At 49.6% G+C, this 16118-nt stretch carries 14 protein-coding genes; 9 read left to right on the top strand and 5 right to left on the bottom strand.

Annotation, left to right across the window (positions count from 1 at the left end; genetic code table 11):
- Positions 1–422 precede the first annotated feature (422 nt).
- From H6G89_RS25320 to H6G89_RS25295, 6 genes are all read left to right on the top strand, one after another.
- Complete coding sequence (locus H6G89_RS25320) at positions 423–773, top strand: hypothetical protein (RefSeq protein WP_190511753.1); 351 nt, start codon at positions 423–425, stop codon at positions 771–773.
- Between the two features lie 151 nt (positions 774–924).
- The gene (gene ycf46 / locus H6G89_RS25315; protein WP_190511751.1) at positions 925–2436 is read left to right on the top strand and encodes a stress-responsive protein Ycf46; all 1512 of its coding nucleotides are present in this window, start codon (positions 925–927) and stop codon (positions 2434–2436) included.
- 159 nt (positions 2437–2595) lie between these two features.
- Positions 2596–2949, top strand: coding sequence for a DUF1257 domain-containing protein (locus H6G89_RS25310; protein WP_190511749.1), 354 nt, complete (start codon positions 2596–2598; stop codon positions 2947–2949).
- Positions 2950–3214: 265 nt separating this feature from the next.
- A complete protein-coding gene (locus H6G89_RS25305; RefSeq protein WP_190511747.1) occupies positions 3215–4087 on the top strand; it encodes a 3'(2'),5'-bisphosphate nucleotidase CysQ family protein in 873 nt (290 codons plus the stop codon).
- 252 nt (positions 4088–4339) lie between these two features.
- Complete coding sequence (locus H6G89_RS25300; protein ID WP_190511745.1) at positions 4340–5023, top strand: Crp/Fnr family transcriptional regulator; 684 nt, start codon at positions 4340–4342, stop codon at positions 5021–5023.
- An 81-nt stretch (positions 5024–5104) separates the two neighbouring features.
- Positions 5105–6889: a M61 family metallopeptidase gene (locus H6G89_RS25295; protein ID WP_190511743.1), complete on the top strand. Its 1785-nt coding sequence runs from the start codon at positions 5105–5107 to the stop codon at positions 6887–6889.
- On the opposite strand, the gene sfsA is transcribed toward H6G89_RS25295, so the two are convergent.
- The 3 genes from sfsA to dnaN form a co-directional block, all read right to left on the bottom strand.
- Positions 6886–7617 carry a DNA/RNA nuclease SfsA gene (sfsA, locus tag H6G89_RS25290; protein ID WP_190511740.1) on the bottom strand — a complete coding sequence of 244 codons (732 nt, stop codon included), beginning with the start codon at positions 7615–7617 and terminating at the stop codon, positions 6886–6888. The two genes, H6G89_RS25295 and sfsA, sit on opposite strands and share 4 nt — an antisense overlap.
- Positions 7618–7640: 23 nt before the next feature.
- Positions 7641–8882: a DUF3095 domain-containing protein gene (locus H6G89_RS25285; protein WP_190511739.1), complete on the bottom strand. Its 1242-nt coding sequence runs from the start codon at positions 8880–8882 to the stop codon at positions 7641–7643.
- Between the two features lie 604 nt (positions 8883–9486).
- Positions 9487–10680: a DNA polymerase III subunit beta gene (gene dnaN, locus H6G89_RS25280; protein WP_190511737.1), complete on the bottom strand. Its 1194-nt coding sequence runs from the start codon at positions 10678–10680 to the stop codon at positions 9487–9489.
- Between the two features lie 770 nt (positions 10681–11450).
- Between dnaN and H6G89_RS25275 the strand changes: the two genes are divergently transcribed.
- Positions 11451–12038 carry a DUF2721 domain-containing protein gene (locus H6G89_RS25275; protein WP_190511735.1) on the top strand — a complete coding sequence of 196 codons (588 nt, stop codon included), beginning with the start codon at positions 11451–11453 and terminating at the stop codon, positions 12036–12038.
- A 272-nt stretch (positions 12039–12310) separates the two neighbouring features.
- Here the strand turns inward: H6G89_RS25275 and H6G89_RS25270 are convergent, their stop codons facing one another.
- Positions 12311–13213, bottom strand: coding sequence for a histone deacetylase family protein (locus tag H6G89_RS25270; RefSeq protein WP_190511733.1), 903 nt, complete (start codon positions 13211–13213; stop codon positions 12311–12313).
- Between the two features lie 182 nt (positions 13214–13395).
- Here H6G89_RS25270 and H6G89_RS25265 point away from each other — a divergent pair, with 182 nt between their 5' ends.
- Both H6G89_RS25265 and H6G89_RS25260 read left to right on the top strand, forming a co-directional pair.
- Positions 13396–14283, top strand: a complete 888-nt coding sequence (locus tag H6G89_RS25265) for an alpha/beta fold hydrolase (RefSeq protein ID WP_190511928.1) — start codon at positions 13396–13398, stop codon at positions 14281–14283.
- 313 nt (positions 14284–14596) lie between these two features.
- The gene (locus H6G89_RS25260) at positions 14597–15301 is read left to right on the top strand and encodes an esterase/lipase family protein (RefSeq protein ID WP_190511731.1); all 705 of its coding nucleotides are present in this window, start codon (positions 14597–14599) and stop codon (positions 15299–15301) included.
- 80 nt (positions 15302–15381) lie between these two features.
- Here the strand turns inward: H6G89_RS25260 and H6G89_RS25255 are convergent, their stop codons facing one another.
- Entirely contained in the window at positions 15382–16032 is a 651-nt protein-coding gene (locus tag H6G89_RS25255; RefSeq protein WP_190511729.1) for a hypothetical protein, read from the bottom strand.
- Positions 16033–16118 lie beyond the last annotated feature (86 nt).

The following is a 16118-nucleotide window of genomic DNA, read 5'->3' as shown; positions in this document are numbered from 1 at the left end:
TGCTAATACATCTCTCTGGGTTGCATCTAGCGGATCTCTCGGCAAAACCATAGGTTCGTTACCTCGTTTTCCCGACCTCATCTGGAAATGCCCTGACTGCCTCTGCACCACCTCTGCAAATTTGATGACTTGCCCAGATTTAATCACTTGTCTAGCCATGCCCCGCTCGCGAAAAGTCCACACACTATTGCCGTTTTCCAGCCCCATCGATCCCCTATTTCTCACGGCAGAAATTCGCTAACAGAACTCCCGACACGTCTCTGTCTCTAGAGCAATCGCCCCTCCACCTTGAGATAGAGCCCCTCCAGACTTTGTAAACAAATGTTTCAATAATGACGTTATAGAGGCATGACAGCTTGACAGCACTCGAAATGCTGAATATGCTTGCAAACATACCCGGGTATTAACCATGTAACCGTTATATGCAAGACAAAACCAAAGTCACCTTATATCTCCCGCCAGACCTGCACCGCCAACTTAAAATTCGTGCGGCAGTTGAGTCAGAGCCTATGTCAGCGATTGCAGAGCGTGCAATTGTTTTCTATCTGACCCATCCAGGCGTGGTAGATGAGGTAGAAATGAGTCACGGACGGACTCACCAAGTCTACAGCTGTCCTGGGTGTGATAGTCCGTTGGTATTGAAAGAAGGCGAGATGGTTTCTCTGAAAGAGCAACCCACTGTCTTAGCTGATGAGGAGCTTCCTGTCGCTAAGGTCGGTGTCCCCGCCAGCCCTGATCAACAAGGTGAACAGGAGTTAGTTCTTGCTAACTAACCCTGGTCAGCTGCTTTACGGGTAGCACTGTTGTTTCCAGGTTTGAATTTGTTTAATCCATCGATGCGACGCTTCAATCACTTGTCCAAACTGGTTCAAAGTGCATTGGAAAAGTTCAGCATCTGCCCCCATCCTTTAGGTCGTAATGATCATGAAAGAAGAGCTAAGTATTCTAGTTCAAGCTCAATATCCTCTGATCTACCTCGTAACATCTGAGGAAGAAAGGGCAGAGCAAACGATCGCCACCATCGCTCAGATGAAGCCACAGCGTCGGTTTTTCATCTGGACTGTGACCCACGGCATCGTTGAGTACGGGCAACCCCGTAACGTTACCCAACACAATACTCTCGCTCCAGAAGCAGCCATTGAGTGGGTAGTGCGTCAGCGGGAACCTGGCATTTTTGTCTTCAAGGATCTGCATCCATTTATCGATTCACCCGGAGTGACTCGCTGGTTGCGAGATGCGATCGCCAGTTTCAAAGACACTCAAAAGGCGATTGTCCTGATGTCTCCGGTGCAGAATATTCCAATCGAGCTTGAGAAAGAAATTGCAGTGCTCGACTTCCCGCTACCGGATATGGCAGAGCTGAATCAAGTCTTAACTCATCAGCTTGACCAAATTCGTCCGGTTCGCAAAATTACAACCGAAACTCGTGAGAAGTTGCTCAAAGCAGCGTTGGGTTTAACTCGTGATGAGTCGGAAAAGGTTTATCGCAAAGCTCAAGTCACCGCAGGTCGGCTGACTGAAGCAGAAGTTGATGTTGTGCTCTCTGAGAAAAAGCAGCTGATTCGCCGCAACGGCATTCTGGAATACATCGAAGAAGATGAAACTATCGATGCAGTTGGCGGTTTAGAAGAGTTGAAGAAGTGGCTCCACCAGCGTTCCAATGCCTTTACTGAACGGGCAAGAGAATATGGACTGCCCCAACCCAAAGGGATGCTGATTTTGGGAGTTCCGGGTTGTGGTAAATCACTCATTGCCAAAACCACCGCCCGTCTATGGGGCTTGCCACTGTTACGGTTAGATATGGGTCGGGTCTATGACGGCTCCATGGTGGGTCGCTCAGAAGCCAACTTGAGAAATGCCCTGAAAACAGCTGAATCGATCTCTCCCGCCATTCTCTTTATTGATGAGATTGATAAAGCCTTTGCAGGCAGTACGGGTTCCGCTGACTCTGATGGCGGCACCTCCAGCCGGATCTTCGGCTCCTTCCTGACCTGGATGCAGGAGAAAACCTCTCCCGTGTTTGTCATGGCAACGGCAAACCGAGTAGAGCGACTCCCCGGAGAGTTTCTGCGGAAGGGACGATTTGACGAGATCTTCTTCGTCGATCTACCCAACGCCGAAGAGCGTAAAGAGATCTTCAAGATTCACCTTACCAAGCGTCGCCGTGATATTGGTCGCTTTGACCTTGACCAGTTGGTGAATGTCTGTGACGGGTTCTCTGGTGCAGAGATTGAACAAGCTTTGATTGCCGCCATGTATGAGGCATTTGCGGGCGATCGCGAGTTTACTCAACTCGATATCATCGCCGCCATCAAGGCAACCCTACCGCTTTCTAAGACGATGAGTGAGCAGGTTACAGCCCTAAGAGATTGGGCAAGGCAGCGCGCGCGACCTGCGGCGTCCTCCGTTGCTGAATATCAGCGATTGGAGTTCTAACAAGCTTTCTCTCCTGCTCCCAACAGGAGGAAAGGCTAGCCGATGCTAGCAGTTTCAATCTACAGCCGTACTTGTTTGCCCTCCAAAGGTTAAGCCATACGGTATATCTACATCAAAACGTTGTCGTTTCTCTCAATTTCTCTACAGGAGGAAATCCAAATGTCTCACTTTAGCACTCTGCGCACCAAGATCACTGACGCTGAAATCCTCAAGGCTTCCCTGCGGGATCTCGGCATCACCGTTAAGACAGATGCTGATGTTCGTGGCTACAACGGTCAGCGCGTTCGCTCTGACATCGTTGCTGTCCTCGAAGGCGAATATGATCTGGGCTGGTCTCGCAATACCGATGGTTCTTTTGACCTCGTTGCTGACCTTTGGGGTGTTGCTAAGAAGCACAACCAGACTGAACTGATCAACTCGATCAACCAGAAGTATGCTGTGAACAAAACTCTGGCTGAAGTTAAGCGTCCTGGTTTGCAAAATGCCAACGTTAAGTTGGTTCTGCAAAAGTAGTTTTATTAAGCGTTCCCAAATTGGCGGGCTAACTCCACTAGCGGGTTAGCCCGTTTTTTGGTTGAGATGGTTAGTGGTTAGTGATTGGTGGTCAATTGTCAATCGTCAATCGTCAGTAGTCAATCGTCAGTAGTCAATCGTCAGTAGTCAATCGTCAGTAGTCAATCGTCAATCTAGCGATTCTTACACCCCCACTCCCTTACTCCTCCACTCCCTTACTTCCTCCCCCCCCGCCCGCCCGCCCTACTCCTTACTCCCTATTCCAATGAATCCCTTCTCCTCAGACCAAGTTGAGTCCATCAACCAGTTAATTCTCAATTGCGGTGAAAAAGCTACCCAAATGGCAGAACAACCGTTTCAAGTTTTTGAAAAGGGGGCCAAGGATTACGTTACCAATGTCGATCGCCTGTTGGATGAGATGATCACGACTAAGCTGAGCGAGCTTTTCCCAAACGATGGCATCATTTCGGAGGAAAACGTGCAGTCGCGGCAGGCATTTCACAATGACTATCAACGGCTCTGGCTCATTGATCCGTTGGATGGCACCGATGATTTTATTCAACATAGCCCCCACTATGCCGTGATGGTGGGTTTGTTGCAGCAAGGGGAACCAATAGCGGGATGGGTTCACGCTCCGGCGTCCGGTCAGCTTTATTACGGTGGCACGGGTTGGGGATTGTTTCACGCAACAAGCCAGTCCCTTGAGGGGCGATCGCTCACTCAGCCCAAGCCCCTCATCCCAACAGAACCGCCCCCGTTATCCGAGGAGTTTTGCCCCATCATCATCGGCGACAAAGATCGACGGATCTACGGAAAGGCGATCGCCCACCTCATTCCAGGTGTAGAGTTCAGTGCAGTCGGCAGTTTTGGTTTGAAGGTGATGCAGATTGTATTGGGGAAGGCAGGGTTGTACCTGTATCTCAACCGTAAGGTCAAACTGTGGGACACCGTTGGACCCATTGCCCTCGCCCACGCGGCTGGTCTGGTGTGTTGTGATCTGGATGGGCATCCCCTGAAATTCACAGCCCATGCCATTGACCCAGACACCCTTGCCCATCAGCAACCCATCATTATCGGATGGGCATCTTATGTGGAGGCATTGCGTCCCCGATTGCAGCAAGCAATTCAACAAGCATAACTGGCACCGTGGTATTCTAGTTTTTACTAAAACTTCTGCAATGCTTGAATAACAGCTACAGGCGTTCGATCGATCCCAGAAAATGCTCAGATTCCTGATATTTCTGGGTAACATAGTTTAATTAGTCAGTAGCCTATACGCTACCCGCCATCCATCGCTTTTTGCTAAAGCTGCTTTCGCCCTCGGCACCACCTTTGGCATTAAAGTGTATGTCAGTGGGAATCCATCAATCCTTACCCTGAGCAGCTTTCCATGCAGACCGCCGTTTTTAGTGAGCTTTTCCCCCTATTTCAATCCGCCAGCCCAGAAACACTCGACTGGTTGCTGTCCATTGCCGTTGAGCACGAATACCCAGCTGATCGCGCTGTCCTGATGGAAGATGCTTGGGGCAACGCAGTTTACTTTGTTGAGTCAGGTTGGGTCAAAGTGCGTCGCCATGCAGGCGATGAGGTGGTCACATTAGCCATCCTGGGGCGAGGTGATTTCTTTGGTGAAATGGCGATTCTGGATGAATCCCCCCGCTCAACAGATGTAGTTGCGCTTTCGTCGGTAAAGCTATTGAGCATTTCGGCGCAACGCTTCATTCAAACTCTGTTCAAAGACTCTCAACTGCATCACCGCATGTTGCAGCTAATGGTGAGACGGTTGAGACAAACCAACTTCCGGTTTCAACTTGCCCATCAGGCTCCTGCCATTAAGCTCGCTAACACGCTGGTCTTTTTAGGCGAAACCTACGGTCAGTCCTCCTCGCAGGGCACGGAAATCTTTAACATTCCCACCAAAGATCTGGCAGATGCTGCCAGCATTTCTGTGGATGAAGCTACCAAGATTATGGAGAAGTTAGAGAGTAAAGGTTGGATTAAGATCGATGCCGCGAACCAGGCACTTTATCTTGTCAACATGAAGCAACTGGCACATCTGGCAGGAAGAATTTAGAGATCCTCGGCAACTGCGTGTAGTGGAGCCTACAATAAACCATTAAAGGCTCATTTAATGGTTCATTCGCAGCACCCTCCCATGACAGAAGCAACTCAACTCCGCCCAACGTCTCGATCGCGTACTCAGCTTGACTTGCATTATCAGATCGCGATGCCGCAACCGGAGTCGCACCTGTTTGAGGTGACGTTGCAGATCAAAGGATGGGATGCGGATGTCCTGGATTTAAAGATGCCTGTGTGGACTCCAGGCTCTTATTTGGTGCGGGAATATGCCCGCCACTTACAAGACTTTAAAGCTGAGGGGAAGCAGTCGCTGACTTGGCGTAAGCTGAGCAAAAATCACTGGCAAATTGACACTAGTCATCTCTCTGAGATCACTGTGCGTTACCGCATCTTTGCCAACGAACTGACCGTTAGAACCAATCACCTTGACGCGACGCACGGTTACTTTAACCCAGCAGCATTGTGCTTTTACATACCAGGGTTTGAAAAAAATCTGATTCGTATTACGATCGCCCCTCCTCACGCAGATTGGCAAGTGGCGACCCCTTTAGAAGCGATCGCCGGAGAACCGAATACCTTTGTTGCAGCAGATTTTGACACCCTCGTAGATAGCCCGTTTGAGATTGGTCGCCATCAACTCTACGAATTTGAGGTACTACAAAAGCCTCATGCTCTTGCCGTTTGGGGACAGGGCAGTTTAGACGCAGACCAGGTCATTGCCGACACTCAAAAGATCATCGCGGTTGAGGCGTCGATGTTTGGTGGGTTACCCTACGATCGCTACCTGTTTTTGCTGCATTTGTCTTCTCAGGGGTTTGGGGGGTTAGAACATAAGACGTCCTGCACGTTGAACTACTCTCGCTTTGGCTTCCGCAGTCAAGACAAATACAACCGCTTCATGCAATTAGTCGCCCACGAGTTCTTTCACCTGTGGAATGTGAAGCGCATCCGTCCTAAAGCGTTGGAAGTCTTTGACTACGACAACGAAAATTACACCCCTTCTCTCTGGTTTAGTGAGGGCACGACCAGCTATTACGACCTGAATATTCCGTTTCGGGCAGGCATCTACAACGCTCAGACGTTCATCCGCGCCCTAAGTAAGGAAATTACCCGGTTTCTCACAACTCCTGGGCGACGGGTGCAACCCTTAAGCGAATCGAGCTTTGATGCCTGGATTAAGCTCTATCGCCGCGATGCCTATAGCGATAATTCGCAAATGTCCTATTACCTCAAGGGCGAGATGGTGTCGTTTTTGCTGGATCTACTGATTCGTGAGCGGCATGGCAATGAGCGATCGCTTGATGATGTGATGCGGCGCATGTGGCATCAGTTTGGGCAGGTTGAAATTGGCTTTACGGCTGACGAGTTGCAGGGAGTGATTGAGTCGGTAGCCGACAAATCCCTCAGTGATTTCTTTCACCGCTACCTCCACACTGTTGAAGAGTTGCCCTTTAACGACTATCTGGAGCCGTTTGGTTTGCAATTGGTGGCAGACAAAGTGGATCACCAACCACCGTTTGTCGGCATGACGGTGAAAACCGAGCATGGACGGGAAGCCATTAAATTTGTAGAGTCTGGCTCTCCGGCTCATCAAGCGGGCATTGACATTGGCGATGAACTGCTAGCGTTGAATGGCTTGCGCGTTTCGGCAGACCAGTGGAGCGATCGCCTCAGTGACTACGCCCCCGGTGACACGATTGAACTCACTGTCTTCCATCAGGACGAACTGAGAACCTATTCAGTCACCCTAGCTGAACCTCGTCCAACCAATTATCAAATTGTGCCCGTCGATCGCCCCACTCCTGTACAGGAGCAAAACTGTGCTGGGTGGTTGGGCTGCTCGTTAGCGTCGTTGCGTTAGAGTATCTCCATCTCAGCCAACCCCAGATACCGCACCCCTGTTTGGCTCTGCTCAAACCGACAGGGCAATACCTCCACACCCAGGGCGATCGCCTCTCGTAGCAATTGCCCATACACCGGATCAGCGGTGTCACCGGGGGCAAAATGGGTACAATCACCCCGATTAATGAAGTACAACATCACCGCCCTGGCATGAGGAACCAGTGCTGCCAACTCTCGCAGGTGCTTTTGTCCTCGCGTCGTCACCGTATCGGGAAACAGAGCAACGTGTTTCTGCGCCCAAGTGGTGTTTTTCACCTCGATATAAATCGGGGAGCGACCGTCCTGACTTGTCAGCAGGAAATCAATCCGGCTCTTTTTGTCCTCTCCGTAGGGCACTTCCGACTGAATCTCGCTGTAGTGACCCAGTGAAGGAAACAGACGATCCACTAAAGCAGCCTTAATCACGCGATTGGGCAATGCAGTGTTTGTACCGACCCAGATGGGTTGCTCATCCATCACCTCAATTAACTCCCAGGTATAGGCAAGCGATCGCTTGGGACTGGGGTTATGGGACACCAACACCCGATTCCCAGGAATGTTGACCCCAGTCATCGGTCCGGTGTTGGGGCAATGCGCCGTGACAATTGACCCATCCTCTAGGCAAATATCAGCAAAAAATCGTTTGTAACGCTTGATAAGGGTTCCAGGATAAAGCGTGGGATAGGGATAAATCCAGTCAGGCGACATGATGGAAAAAAGGCAACAATCCGCTACAGATTATAGGGAATTGCACTTTTTCGCAATCGAATCAGTTTGAGAAATGTTCTCCAATTGAGAGACTTCCGTAGCATTCGTTCCTTTAACGCTTTTGCGGCTTCGGCAAATCCTCCACCTGCCCCATCAATGAAATGAACCTGGCGACCGTTACGCTCAAAGACGAGACAGGTCATTAACAATCGATCTGAAATATGAAACCCGTAAACTAAACTCCCACGGGTATATTCCTCATTCAAATAGTGAAGCAGGGTGGCACGCTGCGAGACACTGCCAGAGATCACCAACCGCAGCATGTCATCAAATTTTTGATAGTCTGTGGCGTTGACTACCGTCTTTTTATAAAGCCCCCAGTTCACACCATCTAACACTAATTTGAAGGACATGAACAGCCAACCCAATACGTTTCCCAATTTAATTTGTAATAGATAAATTGGCTTAGCTAAACGTTTTTCTGAATCAGCCCGGAGCTTTGTCTCCGCCATTAAATTTTTAGAGCGAAAGGTCAAATTGAGAGAGCCCGGAACGATTGGGTGAAAGTCTTGACTTGACCCATAAATATGTTGAATTTTGTTCAAAACATTGCGATAGATTTGATGATTCTTTTCCTGATTGTGAGCGATCGCCAATACCTGCAACGTCAACACTTCTTCATGTCGGCTAGGAATATCTTGCCAACGGCATTCTAGTCCCGAAAAATCTGCTTTTAGCAATTTACTTTGTCGCCTCAGTTGATAGATATCAGGGATGCTGTATTCCTTAATAAATTCAGTAGCGTAGGCAATGCCACCACCTGTAATTAAGACCTGGCTGTAGTTTTCAGACACACGTAATTTGGCAATCTTAACCTCAAATCCAGCTGCAATCACAGCGGAAACAGGTAAAATTCCCACACGCAGATATAGATTAAATTGCGATCGCGCCACCCGTTGAACTGCAACTAAAACCTCTTTAGTTTTTGCTAGTAAAGAGGAGGGAATGAGTAGCTCTGCTCCATCTCCACCAAACACAAAAGGAATTTCGATATTACCTGCAATATTTAAAATAGCTGCAATGGATGAAGCCCCTATCAGATTGACTTCTTTATATTTTCCTGCGGCGATCGCTTGAGTCGAATTTGTAATATCCGTTATAATGACGTACCAGTTGTCAGGTACGGCAACAAAATTATCTGGTTCTGTCAGATCTACCAGATTTTCCACATAGGGTAGATTGGCATAAAAATCATCATTTAACATTGGTAAAAACGTGCGCTATACACGTTTACAGCACAGCAAGTTGCTAAAAGTTGCTAAATAGTTCTATCTATGGTGTTCAGGTAGCGTACACCACTGATTTAAATCTATTCGAGGCTCTGTCACAGACCCACGCGCTGCGGGGAGAAATTACCAAGTTAATTTTGATTCAAAAGGGAACGGGCTACCAGTACGATCAGATTGTGTCAAACAGGTCAACAGGTAGATATTAAGGTGCTGCTAGTCCCTTAGAGCGATCGCGCAAATACCACTTCTATTCTAAATGCAGTCCATCGATAAAGATCTCAGTATTGACAATCTGTCATCTAAAAAAATTTATACCTGGATTTATTCCAACTGAGAAGATAGCTGAGGAGTAAGCATTACGTTTTCAAACAAAGCCAATTTCCTCCTTATTCAGGGGAGTTAAGGGAGATCTCTGCGGCTTTTCAGCCATTCTCTAAGTACAACTCGTCGTAAATAAGGGTGGGAATTTGGGGTGCAGGGGTAGAACCCCTAGCTGGGGCTGCGCCCCCACACCCCCCTGGTTTTATTTCCAAACCCTATCTGTGAATCACAGTACTAAGTCCAGATAAAAACCAGTGTCTCACGATCTAATTTGCACAGGCATGACGAGGTAGGTCATTTTTAGACCACCCAATGGGGTCAAAATTGATGGACTCGTAGAGGTATTAAACTGCATCTGTACCTCAGAGGTTGTAACTGACTTTAGCCCTTCCAACAAATACTTAACGTTAAAGGCAATCTCTAAATCATCACCTGAAATCTGAGCCGCGATCGCCTCTCGTGCGCTCCCCACATCTGGCGCATCAACAGACAGCACGACCTCTTGCTTAACACTATCTAAATTCATTTTGACGATGCTGTTTTTCTGATCTGCCATGACGGCGATCCGTTCCAGTGCTCCGGTCAACAATCGCCGCTCAGCCGTCATCTGGCGAGAAAATTGTCGAGGAATCAGTTGGCGATAGTTGGGATATTGCCCCTCTAATAAACGGCTAATCAGACGCTGATTTGCCCACTCAAAAATCAACTGACCCTGGTCAAATTGAACGGCGATCGCCTCTGAGGGTTGTAACTGCAACATCCGCTCTAGCTCCCGCAGGGCTTTTCCCGGAACGGTTACATCAAATTCTTGCTTCTCTTCAATGGCACTTGCCGCTTTGCTGTCTGCCTTGCTCTTACTGGCTTTACTAGGCTTTTCGGGAGGGGTTTCTGTATCGGAGTTGAGGGTTTGCACAACAGACAAACGGTGCCCATCCGTTGCGGCGAACTCCAGACCATCGGCTGTGACTGTCAAATGCACACCCGTCAACACCTGCTTTGTTTCATCCGTGCTGGTTGCAAACAAAGAACCTCGCAATCCTTCGATCAGTGCCTCTGCGGGTAGATGAGCCATTCCACCATCCTGCACGGTGGGCAGTTCTGGAAATTCCTCGTTGCCAAACCGCACTTGATATCGTCCTGAAGCGCAAGTCAGCGTCGCTAGCGACTCTCCATCTCCAATCTCAAGGGTGATTTCGCCATCAGGCAAGCGTGAGACAATATCACTCAATAGTTTGGCAGGTAGGGTGATGGTGCCTCCTTCTTCTACTTGTGCCGAAAAACCAGTTTGTACACCCAAACTTAAGTCAAACCCCGTCAAACTCACAGACTGAGTATCTGCGTTAGCGGTCAACAGCACGTTTGCTAGAACTGGGTGACTGGGACGTGAAGGGACTGCCCGGTTTACCAATGAGAGATGAGTGTTGAGTTCGTTTTGAGCGCAGATGAGTTTCATGGGGAGAGGAACTAGATTTAGGTGTTTAGAGCAGATTTAAGAGGAATTCGACACTAAGGGTGGGGCGATCGGCTTTTGTGAATTGTACTTGGAACGTCATCGTAACACCCTTCCTAAAAAGGTTCAAATCCATTTTTGAGCGATGCGTGTTTCGTGATCAAGAACGGCTCTTAGAAAAAAATAGATCCGGATCAGTAGTAGTAGGGCATGTGGAAACTGTGGAAAACAGGTTGGGATCACGAGCTACTGAATCATTGCTCGATCGACAGCCTGTGGAAAACATGTGGAAAATTGGGAGAATTACCCACAGATCATATGTACTGGGCACTTTATTCCACTGATTAGCTCTTGTTTTCCGCTAGTTTTCAGCAGGTTTTCCACAGAAAAACACAGGTTTTCCACAGGGTGAGTTGGGGAAAAAGTTCATAACCTTCTGACCTTTATTCACAAAAATTTATTCTTCATTGGTTGCAACGGGAGGGCAAAGAACTATTTCAAGAGGGTTGTCTCAAGTCGGATCATTCAGTACAATTGTACCACTTTGATAAATGGCACTTAAAACACCAGTTGGCGATCGCGATCGCTGTCCGTTTGGGTGCAGTTTTCTTATATCTGTGGCGATGCCTGTTCTGAATCGTGGATTTAATAAATCCGCAAACTGTATGGACGGGTTTAGCAGACCAGTCTGCGTCCTGCCATGTGATTTGACAGCAAAACCCGCCCCTGACAAATATCGAACTTATTCAATTCCCATTCCTTTGTGAGGTGATATGAGCATTGAGCAAACCAGTCAACTCCTCCAGTTAATTCTGAACTCGGTTCTGATGCTGACGACCTGTGTGGTGATATGGGGAGTCCTCACGGTGCGACATATTGCTATTCACCATCGGTTGCGGGGCTTAAACCAAGAGTATTTTGAGTTGCTGAATCATGCGGTGATGTTAAGGGGCGATCGCCTCCACCAAATTCGCAACCAGTTACAACAATTTCGCCAACGCTACCAAACGATTTACCTTAGCTTGCTGACGCTCTATGGTGCCGTTCTTTTCCTGTCAATCAGTGCTTTTATGATCGTGCTGCGATCGCTCCTGAACTGGCAGTGGTTGATTACCGGGTCATTGCTGCTGTTTGCGTTGGGCACAGGGGCGATGTTAGTCGGGATTGGACTGGCATTGCTTGATTTCTATCGATCGCGCCAGACGATGGTCGAAGAGATGAGTTGGGTCTTGGGACTGGGCGAAGATGTGATGGATCTAAAACTTGCCAAAACTCCTAGAACCGCGCGGAGTGGTACTTCTAGTGGGGCGATCGTGCGGAAACCAACTAAGACTGTTGAGATGGTAAGCTCACAGCGATGAGGGAAGTGGGGGACGGGTGGCTGGGTAGATGAGTAGATGAGTAGATGGGTGAATGGGCAAATAGGAACCGTGTTGCTGAGCTTGGGGATGAATGGGTCGTGAGCACTCGTCGCGAGCAGGATGCTCACACTAGTTGAAACAATCTGCCTGAAGGGAGTGTGAGCGTCTCGCTCATGTCTATTTCAGGACAATCATTCCTCCATTTAGCAACACCCAGAAGCCTTGTTCTCTCGTCCTCCCACTCCCTACGTCCCACTCCCTACTCCCCTTCCTCAATAGACGTTGCTGGCGGCTCGATGTAAGAGTGAATGGCGATAGACCAGAGCATTCAAATCATCGGCGTAGCCACCGCCAATGACACAGGCAACCGGATATCCAGCGGCAATGCATGTACTCAAAACCTGCATCTCTCGGCGATAGAGTCCGGTGTCGGTGAGTGCTAATTTGCCCAGGCGATCGCCCAAGTGGGTATCCACCCCAGCATCATAGAGAATCAGATCGGGATGAACCTGAGACAGCAAATCGGGGAGGTAGGCTGCCAGGGTTTGCAGATAGGCGTCGTCCTCCATGCCTTCAGGCAGCGGCACGTCCAGATCACTGGTTTGCTTTGTCCCCGGAAAGTTGATTTCACAGTGCATGGAGAAGGTAAATACGCTGGGGTCATCTTGAAAGATGAAAGCGGTGCCGTCGCCTTGATGGACGTCCAGATCCACGATCAAGATTTGCTGAGCTAAACCCAGCTTTTGAATCACACGAGCAGCGATCGCCAGGTCGTTGAAGATGCAAAACCCGGAACCATAAGTGGGGAAGGCGTGATGGGTTCCCCCAGCCGTGTTGCAGGCTAACCCATGCTCCAGTGCCAGTTGTGCGGTGAGGATGGTTCCACCAACGGCGATACAGGTTCGTTGCACCAAAGCTGGACTCCACGGTAAGCCAATTCGACGCTGTGCCCTGGCGTCCAGCGTGCCCTCGCAGTAGTCACGAACATACTCTGGCATATGTACCAACTCAATCCACTCCAAGGGTGGCAGTTCTGGCGTGTGAAACTGACCAGGGTGAGCCACCCCATCCGCTAACAACTGCTCATACAGGAGGCGAAATTTTGGCATCGGAAAGCGATGACCCGGTGGGAGTGGTGCAACGTAGTTGGGGTGATAGACCAGCGGTAAATCCATGACCTGTAGCCAAAATCGTAAATCCAAAAGTCAAAATTCAAGCGGGTTGAACGGGTTGAAAACCGCCCATCCCAGCTTTGAGGGATTGCTATATGATGAACTTAGTTTAAGAAGTTTTAAGAAGAACTGTGACTACCGATTTAACCACTCCTGATGTACAAGACGTAACGGAAACCGTCGCGATCGCCCCTCCATTTGAGATTAAGAACTGGACGTGGCGTGGCTATAACATCCGGTATGCCGTCAAAGGTAGCGGACATCCCCTCATCCTGATTCACGGGTTCGGTGCGGCGATCGGGCACTGGCGGCAAAACATTCCGGCGTTGGCAGCGGCAGGCTATCAGGTGTTTGCCCTTGATCTGTTGGGGTTTGGTGGCTCTGAGAAGCCACCCCTCGACTACAGCGTAGATTTGTGGCAGGAATTGCTCAAAGATTTTTGTGCTGAGCATGTGCAACAGCCTGCGGTGTTTGTGGGTAACTCGATTGGGGCATTGCTGAGCTTGATGGTGTTGGCTGATTACCCAGAGCTATGTGCCGGGGGTGTGTTGTTGAATGCGGCAGGTGGGCTGAACCATCGTCCAGAGGAGTTGAACTTGCCCCTGCGCGTCATTATGGGCACTTTCACCAAACTGGTTGGTTCTGAGCTATTGGGACCTTTTATCTTTAACCAAGTGCGGCAAAAGCATCGGATTCGGCGCACATTGCAACAGGTCTATCGCGATCGCACTGCCATCACCGATGAGTTGGTGGAGATGCTCTACGAACCTTCCTGCGACCCCGGTGCTCAAAAGGTGTTTGCCTCCATTTTGACGGCTCCTCCTGGTCCCTCTCCGACGGAGTTGTTGCCGCGAGTTAACCAACCTCTGCTCGTTTTGTGGGGTGATGCTGACCCCTGGACGCCGATCGCCGGAGCCAAAGTTTATCAAGATCTCGCTACCCAAGAGCCGGATCGAGTGCAGTTCAAAGTGATTCCCAATGCCGGACATTGCCCCCACGACGAGTGTCCGCAATTAGTCAATCGGCTAATTGTCGAGTGGTTGGCAGAGAGAGGAGATAAGGATGAAGGATAAAGGCTAAAGGATAAGGAGCTAGTGGTCTATCGCCAGTTATCAGTCGTCAATTGTCAGTCGTCAATTGTCAGTTGTTAATCGTCAGTCGTTTAGAGGATATCTGAGAAGGTTTCGGCGGTTAAAACCGTGACGACAAGAACAAAGTCTGTCGTTGCGGACTCAAGCCAATCAAGGTTTTCTGTAACCTACGGAGGCAGGTTTTGCTCCTGTAGCTGCGACTTTAGTCGCCAATGCTGCTCTCAGATTGATTCACCTTTCACCGTTCTATTTTTTCATTTTTATCTTTCATCCTTCATCGTTTATCCTTTTCCCTATGTCTCTGCCAGTCGTCATCTTACCGGGTTATTTTGCGGATGCTCTGCCCTATCGCGAAATGGAAGAAGGGTTGCGATCGCTTGGTTTGTCGGCGATGACGGTGCCGCTAAAGCGGGGTGATTGGTTCCCGACGGTGGGGGGACGGTCGATGTTGCCGATTTTGCAGCAGTTAGATGAGACGGTGAAGCGGGCGATGCAGGAGTTTGGCAGCGATCGCGTCCATCTTGTGGGGCATTCGGCGGGCGGTTGGATCTCGCGCATCTACATCGGTGAAGTGCCTTATGATGTGCATCCGGGCGATCGCGGCAAGACCTGCCTCTGGAAAGCGCATCCTCAAGTGGCGACTTTAATAACTCTGGGAACACCCCACATCAGCGGCGAACGCTGGACAAAACGCAACCTCGATTTCGTCAAGATCAACTATCCTGGAGCCTTCTACCCAAACGTGCGCTACGTTTGTGTCGCGGGTAAGGCAATCTACGGCGGTAAAGGCTGGTCAAACTGGTTTGTTCGCAGCAGCTATCAACTCACCTGTGGTGTTGGTGAATGTTGGGGCGATGGCATTACACCCATTTCAGCCGCTCATCTCGATGGGGCGGAAAACATTGTGCTTGATGACGTGCTGCACTCCCCCCAACCCGGCAAACTCTGGTATGGCTCACTGGGGGCGGTGAAGCAGTGGGCAAGCCATTTGAAAGGATGAAACATGAAGGATAAAGGATAAAAAGTTGACTTCTAATTTCCTCTCTTATCCTTTAGCCTTTATCGTTTATCCCTTCTTCTCTACCGCCCTGGCAGCAATGGACGCACGACCATAAAGCCTGCTCCAAAAGCGGTTACAACAATCACGGCGATCGTGGCAGTAAGCCAAAAGCCACCCATGTCTTTGCTTGTGGGGGGTCGCTTTTCATGGCGATGAGGTTCTTCGACAATCTCAGCGAAGAGGTCGTTGCTGAGGGAATCGTCTGGCTCCGCAGGAGTAGGCTCAATGACGGGCATCACAGGAGTCACTGGCTCTGGGGTTGGAGCGGGTCGCTCAACACGAGGTTGGGCTGGACGAGTCGCCTGACGCACCAGATCGGCGATCGCCCCGTGGGGGGAAGTGCTTTGCATCGCCTCTGGGTGGGTGGGCGCAGACGGAGTGCTCACTGTTGCAGCGGGTTGAGCGATGCCAGCGATGTGTTGCAGCGTTAACGCCGACTGAACCAATCGCTCAATTTCTTGCTTCAGCAGTTGGTTTTGGCGAACGAGTTGCTGATTTTGAACGGTCATCGACTCCATCATGGCTTTGGTCGCTTGAAGCTCAGCTGCCAGTTCTCGGTAAACCGTAATCGGCACGGAAGGCGCATAACCATTGCCAGCAGGTTGTCCAGCGGGGTTTCCGGGTGCGGCAGACTTTGGCTTGCGGGTCGCAGAATCAGAGTTGGATTTCATGTGTTGCGAAGGTAAAACGGTGAAGAATGAACCGCCTCTTTCAGAAATGATATGAGGACTGCAATACGAATTAATACTATGCTCAA

The sequence above is a fragment of the Oscillatoria sp. FACHB-1407 genome, assembly GCF_014697545.1.
Taxonomy (GTDB): Bacteria; Cyanobacteriota; Cyanobacteriia; order Elainellales; family Elainellaceae; genus FACHB-1407.
The sequence above is the reverse complement of the archived record's forward strand: the minus strand, read 5'-3'. Positions and strand labels throughout refer to the sequence as shown.

Excerpts from the sequence above, each read along its gene's own strand:
- H6G89_RS25320 (WP_190511753.1), top strand. The coding sequence starts at position 423 with ATGCAAGACAAAACCAAAGTCACCTTATATCTCCCGCCAGACCTGCAC.
- ycf46 (WP_190511751.1), top strand. The coding sequence starts at position 925 with ATGAAAGAAGAGCTAAGTATTCTAGTTCAAGCTCAATATCCTCTGATC.
- H6G89_RS25310 (WP_190511749.1), top strand. The coding sequence starts at position 2,596 with ATGTCTCACTTTAGCACTCTGCGCACCAAGATCACTGACGCTGAAATC.
- H6G89_RS25305 (WP_190511747.1), top strand. The coding sequence starts at position 3,215 with ATGAATCCCTTCTCCTCAGACCAAGTTGAGTCCATCAACCAGTTAATT.
- H6G89_RS25300 (WP_190511745.1), top strand. The coding sequence starts at position 4,340 with ATGCAGACCGCCGTTTTTAGTGAGCTTTTCCCCCTATTTCAATCCGCC.
- H6G89_RS25295 (WP_190511743.1), top strand. The coding sequence starts at position 5,105 with ATGACAGAAGCAACTCAACTCCGCCCAACGTCTCGATCGCGTACTCAG.
- sfsA (WP_190511740.1), bottom strand. The coding sequence starts at position 7,617 with ATGTCGCCTGACTGGATTTATCCCTATCCCACGCTTTATCCTGGAACC.
- H6G89_RS25285 (WP_190511739.1), bottom strand. The coding sequence starts at position 8,882 with ATGTTAAATGATGATTTTTATGCCAATCTACCCTATGTGGAAAATCTG.
- dnaN (WP_190511737.1), bottom strand. The coding sequence starts at position 10,680 with ATGAAACTCATCTGCGCTCAAAACGAACTCAACACTCATCTCTCATTG.
- H6G89_RS25275 (WP_190511735.1), top strand. The coding sequence starts at position 11,451 with ATGAGCATTGAGCAAACCAGTCAACTCCTCCAGTTAATTCTGAACTCG.
- H6G89_RS25270 (WP_190511733.1), bottom strand. The coding sequence starts at position 13,213 with ATGGATTTACCGCTGGTCTATCACCCCAACTACGTTGCACCACTCCCA.
- H6G89_RS25260 (WP_190511731.1), top strand. The coding sequence starts at position 14,597 with ATGTCTCTGCCAGTCGTCATCTTACCGGGTTATTTTGCGGATGCTCTG.
- H6G89_RS25255 (WP_190511729.1), bottom strand. The coding sequence starts at position 16,032 with ATGAAATCCAACTCTGATTCTGCGACCCGCAAGCCAAAGTCTGCCGCA.